Origin of the sequence: Paenibacillus sp. 2TAB26 (assembly GCF_052115145.1) — a bacterium.
GTDB lineage: Bacteria > Bacillota > Bacilli > Paenibacillales > Paenibacillaceae > Pristimantibacillus.
The window spans coordinates 1-12,234 of record NZ_JBFRGC010000060.1; the positions used below are offsets into that span (position 1 = coordinate 1).

The following is a 12,234-nucleotide window of genomic DNA, read 5'->3' on the forward strand; positions in this document are numbered from 1 at the left end:
ACAAGATTAATTCACAAGCGCGTACAACGAATCATGCAATGTGAGCAGCTACAATGTCGAGTCAGAGTAAAGAAACGAAAGCAAACAGGGCAGCCTGCTTATGTAGCTGAGTACCTGTTAAAGCGGCAATTTCAAGCTGAAGCACCGATGCATAAACTCGTCACGGATATTACGTATTTACCATTCGGCGGAAAAATGATGTACCTATCGAGCATCCTCGATTTATATAACGGRGAGATCGTAGCTAGCAGTCTATCCGATACACAAGACACGGCCTTTGTCCTAGATACACTCAATCAATTACCAGCTGTGCCTGGTGCGATCCTGCATAGCGACCAGGGCAGCGTCTACACGTCGCTGGGGTATCAGGAAGCTGTAAAAGGAAAAGGCATTACCATGAAGCATGTCCCGCAAGGGAACGCCCGCTGATAATGCCCCCATTGAATCGTTTCATTCCACACTAAAGTCTGAAACGTTCTACCTCGAAGGGTTGASCCATACAACGACTGCAATCGTTGAACAGACCGTTCGAGACTACATCACTTACTATAACGCAATTCGTATTCAAACGAAACTAAATAACCAGTCGCCGATTGATTACAGGCGACTGGCCGTTTAAACTTGAAGGTGTTTTGATCCCTGTCTCACAAATGGGGGTCAGTCCCCTCAACTAACTCCTCCTCTCTGCTTTCATTTTCAAATACCTATTAACATTTCTAAGAACGATTAATTTGAATCATCTATCATTTTAAGATTAACACTCAGCTTTGCTTGATAAGTCAGCAATTCGTAAGCAAAAAGTATGATGAATATCTGAATACTTTTCTGAAACCGGAGCATTCTAATTGAAAAATAATGGATGTGACAGACATGCATACGGTATGGAAAGGCGCGATCAGCTTTGGCCTGGTACATGTGCCGGTTAAAATGTATACCGCAACCGAAGACAAAGATATTCATTTCCGGAGCCTACATAAAGAATGTGGTATGCCTATTTCCTATATAAAGACATGTAGGCAATGCGACAAAGAAATTGATCCAGCTGAAATCGTAAAAGGTTTTGAGTCTGAAAAAGACAGATATGTAATTATTAAAGAAGAAGAGCTCGAACGCTTCCAGAATGAAGCCGCGAAAACAATTAAGATATTGGATTTCGTTGATCTACAGGATATTGATCCCCTTTATTTTCAAAAAGCCTATTACCTGGCCCCTGATTTGGCAGGCGCTGGAGCCTACAGCCTGCTGCTGGAGGCGATCAAACAGACTGGCAAGATTGGCATAGCCAAAATTTCCATACGCAGTAAAAGCAGTCTTGCGGCGATCCGCGCCGTCAACAACTGCATTTGTATGGAGACCATGTTTTATCCGGACGAGATACGCTCGCTCTCTCAAGTCCCAAATCTTCCATCACAAACCGTTATAAACGAAAAAGAACTCTCATTGGCCAAAGCTCTTGTGGAGCAGCTGAGTGAGAAATTTGAACCGAGCAAATATACGGACGATTATCGGATATCCCTTCTTGATCTCATTGAACAAAAGATCACCGGTAAGAGTATAGATGTTGTTACTGCTCCTGCAGCAGAAGATAGATCAAATGTAATTGATCTCCTGGCTGCTCTACAAGCAAGCCTAGATTCAACTAAGCCTGTGACTGATAATTCTCCGCCCACTAGGAAACGAAAAAACGCTGCGAAATCTAAGGATAACGTATCATGACTCCTATTATGGTTCTGCCTGGCGTACCAATGGCCCCAATCACTTCACCGGATATACCTACCGGTCCAGACTGGGGCTATCAAATCAAATGGGACGGTGTGCGTACTCTGGTGAGACTTGACGGCGTAGGTGGCATAGAAATATTTTCAAAGCGCGTAGAACTCCGCAATGATCGATTTCCTGAGATCGTAGAACTTTTGAAACCGCTACGAATCGGTGCCTGTGTACTTGATGGAGAAATTGCTTACTTTGACGGTACACGACCAAACTTTCAGCGCGTCCTGATCGGGGTTAGCCGTAAGAAATATGATGACAATCTGATTTTTGTAGCTTTCGATATGCTCTATGATGATGGACAAGATATTCGCTCTCTCCCCTTCAGGGAGCGATATGAGCGACTTACAGCAAGGCTTCCAACAAAACAGCCAAGGTTATTTGTTACTGACCTGGTATATGATGGACCTGCACTATGGGATTGGGTTAATACTCATGAGTGGGAAGGTATCATATCCAAAAAGCTAGACAGCCCCTATGTTGAAGCTAAAAAGCATCGATACTGGTATAAAAAAAGAAAAGAAGTTCGGATCGTTGCTGAAGTCGTTGGAATAAAACTAAAGTCAGGATATGTATCTAGCCTGGTATTGCGGTTCGAGGATCGATATGTTGGCCACGTATCGGGTATAGATGCGGCTTCCAAAAAGGTGCTGAAGCAATTTATGGAGCAGCATCCTGGAGAGTGTCCCTTCCCCGTATTGTCTGCCGGCATGAAGAAATCAGATGTTAGATGGCTTAGCATCCCCTTCTCCTGCAGGGTTACCGCTTTAGAATTTAGCGACTCCGGTATCTTACGGCAGCCAAAGCTATTAGGATTTGGGAGTGGCAATGGATGAGAGAAGGCGACTATGTACGTGTGCGAGGCGCTAAAAAAGTCGGAAAAGTCCGGAGTATTAAGGATAGAAATGTAGAAGTCGAATGGATATTTGAAAAAATCATGAGCAGCGGAAAATTCAAACACATCGTGGAGTATGAAATTGATAATTTAGAAGGAGTTTAAAGCATGTTGAAGCAAGAAACCTTAACGGTCACATGTATTGGTTGCAATAATAAGAATGAGATCCCGATTGACAACCTTTTAGATTACTCTTGTATTACCTGTGGAACATCCATATTAGCATTAAAAGAAACGGAGCAAGAAATATTGGTTAAAGAACTGGATAAAGCATCTGACGAATTGGATCATATCATTGGGAATGTTATGTTTGGCAATATTGATCCTGAAATGGCGTCAAATTGGCTCGAACACGAATCAGGTCGAATTGTAGATACGTTAAATAAGGCGAAGGAATACATAGAAAATAACGAAAAAATGGAATAGTTGTTTTTATAAACGTATGACCGGCTACAATTATAAATACAATGGCAGCCGTGGGTTGCGTAAAAATGAACCAAGGCTGCGTTTGTATGTGGAATAATCATTTAGGAGGATCTATGCATGTGTGGACGATACACGATAACCTCAGAGCTCGATGAGATCATTAACACCTTTGCCATAGTTGAAACCGACTATGAATATACTAAGCGATATAATGTTGCCCCTACACAAATCGTACCAGGCATTATTCTTAAAGAAGGAAAACGGGTACTCTCAGGATTTAGGTGGGGACTCATTCCTTTTTGGAGCAAAGATCCTAAAATAGCTTATAAAATGATAAATGCACGAGCTGAAGGAATCGAGAAAAAGCCAGCATTTCGCAGTTTGTTAAAACGAAACCGAATCTTGATCCCAAGTAACGGATTTTATGAGTGGCGTAAGGAAGGTGAAGGAAAACAGCCCTATCGATTTCAGATGAAAACAAAAGCTGTCTATGCCTTTGCTGGACTTTATGATACCTGGCGAGACTCTAATGGGGAACCCATTTCAACCTGTACCATTATCACGACTACGCCGAATCAGCTTGTTTCAGATGTGCATGATCGTATGCCGGTCATATTAACGGATATACATGGCTGGTTAAATCCCGAAATGGAAGACGTCTCACAATTTCTCAAACCATTTCCTGCCGACGAAATGATGAAATATCCAGTCTCAAGAGATGTAGGAAACGTTAAAAATTCAGATGAATCCTTAATAAAGGAAATTCCTTTGAACTCCAAATAGCCCCATTAGTATCATCGGTTTCTCCAAAAAAAAATTTATAAGAACCTAGTAATTGAAACAACGAGTGCAAACGTTTTAAGTTGAGTTATTGTTTATCATTAGTTGATTTTAAATTACATTGCTCGAGATAGGTGAGTAGTGCTTATGCAATTTTTTTCCTTCTTTTTCGTTTACGATTATATCAAGCACGGTAACACCAGCATCTATAGAGAGTCAATTCAGAATTTTGAGCATTAACCATTTTTAATAGTTATGTTAATAATATTCTTTCACGATTCTAAATCCTTAAGCGAAAGTAGGTTTATCTTTTCTTGTTTTTTCTGCCAGACTACGATCTTCACCGTAGAAGGAAACGTGAATCTTATGCGGCTCACTTTAAATGTCAATATAATGAGTTCGAGCAATTCTTGATCTGATATATTCTCGTATCCTTTAAAGCGTGTGATCCCGGATCCCAAAACGGGTAGGGCTACTGTTCTCCCAGCATAGACTCTGTCTATCTCAGTCCAGAAATTTAAAAGGCAGCTTATGTAGTCGTTTATCTCGAGGTACGCTTTATTACTAGCATCGAAACGAGAGAACGCCGTAAGGAGATAATCGTCTACCATACATATTGTTCCTAGTTTATATTGAGTTTTCTTTCCAATAGTCCTTCCCTCGTTTGTGGAGGCGATCATCTCTGGTAAATGGTTGTCAGAAGAGATAATGTCGTCTAAAGTATTTACATTTCCCGAATAGAATTTTTTGATATATATTCCGTTGAGGGAAGTGCTTGAAATAACTTTCTCGTCTACCATTGTGTCGAAATATTCATTAAAAGCAACTGCTTTCAGGTCAGCTTCCTCAGAGAATAAATCACCAAACTTCACCTCAACCTCTGAGTTGTTAATCGTTAGTTTGATGCTCCGACGTAAATTGGCATGAATCCAAATTCCGATGTAAACAAGGACCAGCAATATCAGTGTCCCTCCACCAATGAGCGCCTTGTTTTTGGGCTCTATTTCAACAAAGAGAAAGACAATAGAGGTGATAACGCTTATCACGCTTAGAAAGCCGTAGAAAGTATGTAGTATCTTTTTATCAAAAAACGAGACTTTCATTCGCATCTGCTCCTTTATCGAATTAAGCCCCATTTGATTTGCGCGTCACGGTTGTAATAATTCTTCCCATCACTAAGATGCTCACCGTTCACATGAAAACGCGTAATAGCATCCATAATGCAATCCTTAGCAAATGCGATATGGATAGCCTCTACACCAGTATTATTGATACGCTCGGCAAGCGCCTTTGGCCATATGTCACTGTGGCTCTCTACATTCAAAATGGATGAAAACTCGGGATATGCAATAATAAGCGGAATTTTGTATGTATCTATGGCTTGCTCTATCTCATAGGATAAAACGCTTCCGGTAAAACGAGTCTTTTTGGTAAGGATGACGAGCATGTTTTTTGATGATTTAAGTCGTTCCTGAATCCGCGCATATAGAGTTGTCCGTTTACTTGTATCGCGTACTGCATCCGTTTTCTCATGACTGTTAGTTAACGAAAACTTGATGTTTTTGTTTGCACTCCATGCTTGAATAGTGGAATAATATCTAAAGTCAGACTTTGTAGGATCTTTTTCTCCTAAACCATCAAAAGCAACATAGGTTCCTGTCCGATTTGCCATGTGTTAATCCTCCTAATATAAAGTATTATTTTCACCTGTTTACTCGTTCATTATTAAACATAAAACTCGTCTACTCCGACCTCTCAAATCTATTATCACTACTTAATTCTCTGTGTAAGAGTATCTTATACGGTTCAACGTGATTGATTTTCAACTAAACTGCCCGATAGCTTCTTTATAATTTCCATAGTGTGTCGACATTTAGGGAAATTGGAACAGCCATAAAACTCTCCCCGTTTCCCATTACGTTTTACAAGTAAATAGCCACACTGGGGGCAGTCCAGATCTTCAGGCTCCATATTCTCGTTGCTCACTGCGACTTCATTTTCAAGTTCTGGTTGTTGGGTAATCTGTTTTGAACTTGGAGCCTTCTGTTCAGGATTTATTGCTAACATCAACTCAATCAGCTGCTGCCGCATGATTAAACGAACGCCGTTAGATTTGGCCAATGTATACGCCTGCTCTGTATAATCACTGTTGGTAACAACCCACGCTTCTGTTGCTCCGTAATGATTCAATGCTGTATGTACTTCTTGCACGGCCTTTAGACCAACATTTTTGCTATAACGCTTCGCCTGGACCACGATTTTCTTTCCAGCTTTTGAGATGATTAAATCTGCACCGTAATCACCTGCAGCTTGTGTAACTTCTGCAGCATAACCGTGTGCTTTAAAAAGATGACCCAAATACTTCTCAAACTGTCGCCCCTCCATCTTATCGATTTCTGCAATGCCGGATCTCTTTAAACGCTCGATTTGTTTTTGATTTATGGAGAAGATAATAAAGGCGTAGCCCGCAAAAATTACACCGGCAGCAATCCCTGCAGCTACAATCGATTTCGTAAGCGAGTAGGCTCCCCATCCAGCCCCAATCATGAGTAGCAGTATAAATGCCTGTAATGGATCTAACTCTTCCTTTTTTCTTCTGCGCCTGGCCATCTGTCTTGCCCCTTTGTCGTTTTATGTTGTCTATCCATTTCTAAAACAGGAAAATATGCCCACACGTATGCAAATGTAGTAGAATCTTACTATATTTCTGTTAAATTTGGAAGCATTCTATCTATTCTCATATCAATGGAGGCATAAATGATCGAACTGGAAAATGATTTTAAAAAATGGTTAATTAGTGAAGGATTTGTAACCGAAACGATTCGAAATTTTGTATCTCAATTCTGTGAGTTTTGTAGGTTTTGCGATAGTCGAGGCTATAGTGTACTCGAACTAAGTGTTAGTGTTTCACGCGAGTATTTAGCCTGGCTTTGTGAGCGGCCAAATTATCATAATGGCCAACCGCTTTCTACAGGAACACGTCTGAAACATTACTATTGTTTAAGACAAATTGGATTATTCCTTGCGGAGAAGAACTTATATAATGGTGATTTAGTGAAGGGGATTCGGAAGCCTCCTAAAAAACAATCGGTCATTCAAGGTTTTTCTGCAGAACAATTACAAGCTAACATCAATGCCGTCCGAGAAATACGAACAACACCACAATATAAAGAACGGATGGCTCTGTTAATCTTTATGTTGGCCAGTACAGGCCTAAGAATCTCGGAAGCAACCAACCTGCATGTTTATTCGCTTGATCATAACAAAAGGATCATGCTAGTGCTAGGGAAAGGTAACAAGGAACGCGAAGTTCCCTTCTCTCGTGAGCTATCCACGCTGATACTGAATTACATCAACAAATATGGCATTAAACGAGACGATTACTTGTTTGCCTCACGCTATAAAAAGCCTTAGCATCATCATCCATACGAGATGCTCTGCGTAAAACCGGCAAATTATTAGGTAGCTATTTAGATATTGACCGTATGCGGGTAAGTCCTCATACGTTTAGACATACTTTTGCAAGGCTTTGGGTAGTCAATGGAGGAAATACCATCGCATTATCACGTATCATGGGTCACACATCAACCCGAATGACGGATAAATACGTTAGCCTTTGGGGCATTGATTTAAGCTCATCCTATGACCTATGTAATCCATGTGGCAATATTAGCGTTCCGGATTTCACTGCTTATTACGAACCTAAAGATGAGATCGCATAGGACCCTGAAAAAACGCTATGCCCATGAGTTATCGAATAATCTATCTGCGGTTACCATTATGAAAATCAAAAAAAGGGTGCTTCAGCCTAAAAGCTGCAGCGCCCACCAAGAAGCAACCTCAGAAATCTAAAGGTTGCTTTTTCTGTATTCTGTATCCATTTTATTTCTTTGTAAACGCAGTGAGAAAATTGATATATATTCTTTCAATTGTAGCTGTTCTTTGAAAGTGCCATGGTATAATAAATAGCCTCTTAAATTCTAGTCCAATCATCATAACTGTCGTCATTACACTTCCGGAAATCGTTAAGCTTTGAGCAGCTAATGAACCAAAGACTGGTACAATTTCCGATAATTTCGACAAATCTCCTTTCGTTGCTTCCATAATAGGTTTTGTTGCTGGTGAAGAATAGCCAGTTGCTGAGTTAGTATGCATTTCAAAAGTATCCGTAGAATGTAAAAGCAATCCATCATCTTTTAGGAGGTTGCGTAAATGATAAAAAATATTCTCGAGTACTTTCACTGTGAATTGATTAACAGCCACAACATATGTACTTCCACTCTGTTGGTTATGCATCATAAACTTAGGTCCAATCAATTGTGTAGTATAATTACAACCCATAATGAAATCAAACTTCCCTGTTAATGATGCCAATTCTGAATTTGGTTTCAATGTATTTATTAGGCCAATAATTTCGGGTTCAGACATGTTCTTCAAGTCAGGCACTTGATTCGCGAATCCCGTTAAATCAAGTTGCATACTTTTAAACTTATCAGGCTGTTTAACTTTTTCCATAAAACAATTCAGAGCGTCTGGGTCAATATCAACAATAACTATTTCGTCAAACAGAGACTCAAGTTTCTGAATATCCACATCATTCCCATTTCCTGCACCTAATAATAAAGCTCTGCCTGATAACGGTTTGTGTGAAACACTTAGTTTATCCCATATCTCAGTATGCATTTTTCTTAAAGAAGACCAACTATCCCATCTATTTCTAGTATCCGTATTAGCTTGTTGCTGTACATCTAGCATTTAACTTTCCTCCACTTTCTGCGATTTCTTCATTTGTATTTTTTTGTAACTCTTTGTCATATTCTATAAATGATTTATTTGTCCTCTATTTCTAAATTAATTTAAAGAAAAGGCAGTACTGTTAATATTACGGGCAGTACTGCCTTCTAACCAAATTACCAAGCTTTATGAAATTCAAAAAATGCAGTCCAATTATCTTTAATCTGTATGGTTACATCCGTCTCCTTCACCACGCCATTCGAATACGTGGCTTTAAAATGGAATATATAGTCCCCATCTTGTAATGACTCTAACTTAACCTTAGCTTGCTCAGCACCTATATAACCACTCCATGCCTTTTTGTCGGTAGATGCTAAGCTTGTGTTGCCTATTCGCTCCGCTGCTACTTCGACCTTGGTCGCCTTTGTGGTACTAACGCCGGTATCTGTTGTTCTCGCGTTAAGAACAAAACGTTCACCCGCCCAAAAGGTTGAAGGACTTCGCAATTCCTTCGGTTTTACTTCATTCCATCGCAGTCGATTTGCTTCCCACTCTTCCGTATGCACTACTTCTGCCGTAATTCCCAATGCGAGAACCTGCATTGTTTTCGTCACGATAATGGGATCTGCAATGCCATCACTTACTGTTTGTTTGACGCTCCAGTTTCCAACTTCCATTAGCTGCAGCACCGGCCCTGTTTTCGGATAAGATGCACCGCTACGTATAAGCGTATAGCTGAAATTCCGCTTAGCTCCCGATGGACTTGTGAGTTCATACGCCACTGACAACGGATCTCCATCCTCATCGTTGACAGATGATGCTATGGTTACAAGATCCCCTTCATACACTGGCTTAGGTGACCAATCAAAGTCAGCTGTCGGTGCTCGGTTCGTACTGAAATGAATATAGGCATAATAACCCTCGTTACCGGCTACGTCATAATCTAGCACAGTCAACCGGTACTCTTGGCCAGCCACTAGTCCAGACACACGATATGATTTCGCCTGCAGGGAAATCGGTATACTGTACTCTGTTGTGCCATCTTGATTTAAGTCAATATTCGTCACGCTGCCATTACTATTTACCTTTTGTAGATAGAATGTGCGTGTCGCATGGCCAGAGGACGGAGCTGCATCGCTAAAGGCATTAAACTTCACCGTTACGGCTGTCGGTTCAACCTCCAACTGCTCATCTACATCTGCAGGCTTAACGGTATCCACAAAGAAATAACCATTTGAAGAATATGGTCCCCATAGAAAACCATCGTTTGCCCTGGCTCTCCAGTAATATAATCCGTCTGCTAGAGCTGTTGTGGTATAGCTTGCTGCAGCAACCGTGGCATTCGTATCAACCACTCTTGCACCATCCGACACGCGATAAACTTCATAATCTATTGCGGTAATTGGATGGTTCTCCGGATCAATGGTAAATACGCGCAGCTGCGGTCGATTAATGTTGGTGTAGACCGGATTATCTGCATTAGCTCCGTTATACGAGAGTAAATGCGTATCTGGCGGTAAATCCAGCACAAAGTAGCGGATGTTACTTAAATTTGACCAAGCACCCTTTGAGTAGACCTGCCCTTGTACACGTACAACACGTCCAGGATTGATCATACCATCCATTACCTTAAAGCTTTTCTCTAATCCTGCATAATCAATATACAACGCAACCTCATTTGTATCTGTATATGTTAGTGATAAGCGATACTGCTCTTGTGGATCATTCTCTGCATCGTAATAGGTCCAGGTTATCGTCGGTTCTTTTACGAGTACCGTAGGAGCAGCCGCTGAGGTTCCTCCTGGATAGGTTATGGTCATTACTGGTTTGGTTTGGTTCACAGGCGGTAAAGCGTCTTTGTAAATAACTTGCTGCGCCCAATATGACCAAGCCCCATGAAGATCCTTTACTTGCTCTTGAATGATAAGTTCGACACCTGGACGGCTATAAATTGTCCGTTTACCGGCTGTCCACGTTGTTTCATCCGCCCAGCGTGTGCGGAACACTTTATCAAGCAGGCGATTGGGGATATCCGGATCGTAAGAGGTATCAAAGGTATCGTAATCAATTGCTTCACCTTCACCATACACATAACCTGTGAACCGCGCATCAGGCAGTGCAATTGGTCTACGATGGACATATAGTAGCTTAGTGACCGGCTCCGACCATTTACGATAGGATGATATACCTGGATTATCTTGCGCTCTGTAGCTAATCTCGTAAACACCAGGTTTCTCTAGTGAATTTAAAGTTGTTGAACGTGTCTGTCCATGATACATGCTCATCCCTTCAGGATTCTCAAAAATATTAGGGTTGTGGCTGTACGTCCACTCTTCTAGTATCTTAGGATCTTCCTCTATATCGGAGAAGATTTTGTCATAGGTAATCGTTTCATTGATTAGTACAGCTTCATATTTCTCCTCGGTGTACATATCACCATAATTTAGTTTCTTAACATTGGAGAAAACAGCATTCGACTGTCCTAACGACATTAAACCGGCAAAACCTTTTGAATACGTACCATCGGCAACCTCTAGTACTTTCGCATAATTCACATATACACGCTGGATGCCATTAACCGATTCTACTTTAATCGGATACGTGTTAAACGCAGTCCGTGTCATAGGTGTAGATTGCAATAACGTTTTCACACCATTAACCACACGGAATAACGATAGGGTGTTCTTGCTCCACTCCATAGCATACATATTCTTTTCATTCTGGATCTGGAAAGCAGCTCCGATAACCTTGTCATTTCTTATATCACTAACATTCGCATGAAATTCTAAGGCGTAGTTTTTCATCGAGCTTCCTGCATCATAGAGCATTCCGCCCCAATCATCGCTAGTAATTTCAACTGTATTCGGATCTATTTCTTTGATTGAACCATTTGCGTTAGCTGAAACAAACGGCATGACATTTTTTTCGTAAAAAACATAAATGGAGCCATCAGGTAAAATAGGTGTTGATGATCCTGATTGCTTTTGATTATTTCCTGGTTCTGGTCCGGAATATGGTGTCTGGGCAATGACACTATTGGTTGTTGCATTATACAAAACGGACCATATTTTTTTAGGTGCATCAGCATCACCCCAAGAGCTTCCCACACCCATAAACACAGGATAAATAATCTGATCGTATTGATTGATAAATATTTTACCAAGGTTTGAACCATAATCTACACCTTGAAAACCGCCGTGTTGGTCTCCATAGTAATTAAAAAATGCATTATACGATTCGTGCGTTCTACCTTGGGAATACGTCAATAAATTGGAAAATACGATTGGATTTGCATTGGGTGCTACATCTGAATAACCTAATGGATGTGAACTTTCGTAACTGACAACCCTTCTTCCAAAAGCGCTCTTAAATATTTCTTCACCGTAATAGTCAGTACCGCTCTCAATTGCCTCAAACATAGTAGTACCTGTTTTACTGCTACCCATGGACACATAATTTACATATACAAATCTTTTTGAATCAGATATGGAAGCCGCTGATAGTCCAATTGCACCCCCTACAGAAACGGTACGAGCTACACCATTTTTTTTCACTTGTACAACGAGACCTCTCACTCCTCCTAAACCAGAAGAATAGCGATCTTCAAAGTTATACGTGAAGTATGCATC

Annotated in this window: 10 protein-coding genes and 2 pseudogenes; 7 read left to right on the forward strand and 5 right to left on the reverse strand. The window is 40.7% G+C overall.

Annotated elements, in window-relative coordinates; all coding sequences use genetic code 11:
* From AB4Z50_RS35515 to AB4Z50_RS35540, 6 genes and pseudogenes are all read left to right on the forward strand, one after another.
* A pseudogene (locus AB4Z50_RS35515) lies at positions 1–619 on the forward strand (IS3 family transposase); the annotation flags it as partial.
* Between the two features lie 251 nt (positions 620–870).
* Complete coding sequence (ku, locus tag AB4Z50_RS35520; protein ID WP_441887161.1) at positions 871–1,716, forward strand: non-homologous end joining protein Ku; 846 nt, start codon at positions 871–873, stop codon at positions 1,714–1,716.
* Complete coding sequence (locus AB4Z50_RS35525; RefSeq protein WP_441887163.1) at positions 1,713–2,606, forward strand: ATP-dependent DNA ligase; 894 nt, start codon at positions 1,713–1,715, stop codon at positions 2,604–2,606. The genes ku and AB4Z50_RS35525 overlap by 4 nt, the downstream gene beginning before the upstream one ends.
* Positions 2,603–2,770, forward strand: a complete 168-nt coding sequence (locus AB4Z50_RS35530) for a hypothetical protein (RefSeq protein WP_441887165.1) — start codon at positions 2,603–2,605, stop codon at positions 2,768–2,770. The genes AB4Z50_RS35525 and AB4Z50_RS35530 overlap by 4 nt, the downstream gene beginning before the upstream one ends.
* A 3-nt stretch (positions 2,771–2,773) precedes the next feature.
* A complete protein-coding gene (locus AB4Z50_RS35535) occupies positions 2,774–3,091 on the forward strand; it encodes a hypothetical protein (protein ID WP_441887167.1) in 318 nt (105 codons plus the stop codon).
* 117 nt (positions 3,092–3,208) lie between these two features.
* Positions 3,209–3,874, forward strand: a complete 666-nt coding sequence (locus AB4Z50_RS35540; RefSeq protein WP_441887169.1) for an SOS response-associated peptidase — start codon at positions 3,209–3,211, stop codon at positions 3,872–3,874.
* Positions 3,875–4,143: 269 nt separating this feature from the next.
* Here the strand turns inward: AB4Z50_RS35540 and AB4Z50_RS35545 are convergent, their stop codons facing one another.
* From AB4Z50_RS35545 to AB4Z50_RS35555, 3 genes are all read right to left on the reverse strand, one after another.
* Positions 4,144–4,974 (reverse strand): macro domain-containing protein, encoded by an 831-nt coding sequence (locus AB4Z50_RS35545; RefSeq protein WP_441887171.1) that lies wholly within the window; start codon positions 4,972–4,974, stop codon positions 4,144–4,146.
* Positions 4,975–4,988: 14 nt separating this feature from the next.
* Positions 4,989–5,543: a TIR domain-containing protein gene (locus AB4Z50_RS35550; protein WP_441887173.1), complete on the reverse strand. Its 555-nt coding sequence runs from the start codon at positions 5,541–5,543 to the stop codon at positions 4,989–4,991.
* Between the two features lie 134 nt (positions 5,544–5,677).
* A complete protein-coding gene (locus tag AB4Z50_RS35555) occupies positions 5,678–6,481 on the reverse strand; it encodes a restriction endonuclease (protein WP_441887175.1) in 804 nt (267 codons plus the stop codon).
* 585 nt (positions 6,482–7,066) lie between these two features.
* On the opposite strand from AB4Z50_RS35555, the pseudogene AB4Z50_RS35560 reads away from it, so the two are divergent.
* Positions 7,067–7,593, forward strand: a pseudogene (locus tag AB4Z50_RS35560) (tyrosine-type recombinase/integrase).
* Between the two features lie 160 nt (positions 7,594–7,753).
* Here AB4Z50_RS35560 and AB4Z50_RS35565 read toward each other — a convergent pair.
* Complete coding sequence (locus AB4Z50_RS35565) at positions 7,754–8,626, reverse strand: hypothetical protein (protein WP_441887177.1); 873 nt, start codon at positions 8,624–8,626, stop codon at positions 7,754–7,756.
* A gap of 155 nt (positions 8,627–8,781) precedes the next feature.
* Positions 8,782–12,234: hypothetical protein (locus AB4Z50_RS35570; protein ID WP_441887179.1), on the reverse strand; the 3,453-nt coding region annotated here is incomplete at its 5' end.

What these genes read in the sequence shown, in the direction of transcription:
- ku (WP_441887161.1), top strand. Translation starts at nt 871, where the DNA reads ATGCATACGGTATGGAAAGGCGCGATCAGCTTTGGCCTGGTACATGTG.
- AB4Z50_RS35525 (WP_441887163.1), top strand. Translation starts at nt 1,713, where the DNA reads ATGACTCCTATTATGGTTCTGCCTGGCGTACCAATGGCCCCAATCACT.
- AB4Z50_RS35530 (WP_441887165.1), top strand. Translation starts at nt 2,603, where the DNA reads ATGAGAGAAGGCGACTATGTACGTGTGCGAGGCGCTAAAAAAGTCGGA.
- AB4Z50_RS35535 (WP_441887167.1), top strand. Translation starts at nt 2,774, where the DNA reads ATGTTGAAGCAAGAAACCTTAACGGTCACATGTATTGGTTGCAATAAT.
- AB4Z50_RS35540 (WP_441887169.1), top strand. Translation starts at nt 3,209, where the DNA reads ATGTGTGGACGATACACGATAACCTCAGAGCTCGATGAGATCATTAAC.
- AB4Z50_RS35545 (WP_441887171.1), bottom strand. Translation starts at nt 4,974, where the DNA reads ATGAAAGTCTCGTTTTTTGATAAAAAGATACTACATACTTTCTACGGC.
- AB4Z50_RS35550 (WP_441887173.1), bottom strand. Translation starts at nt 5,543, where the DNA reads ATGGCAAATCGGACAGGAACCTATGTTGCTTTTGATGGTTTAGGAGAA.
- AB4Z50_RS35555 (WP_441887175.1), bottom strand. Translation starts at nt 6,481, where the DNA reads ATGGCCAGGCGCAGAAGAAAAAAGGAAGAGTTAGATCCATTACAGGCA.
- AB4Z50_RS35565 (WP_441887177.1), bottom strand. Translation starts at nt 8,626, where the DNA reads ATGCTAGATGTACAGCAACAAGCTAATACGGATACTAGAAATAGATGG.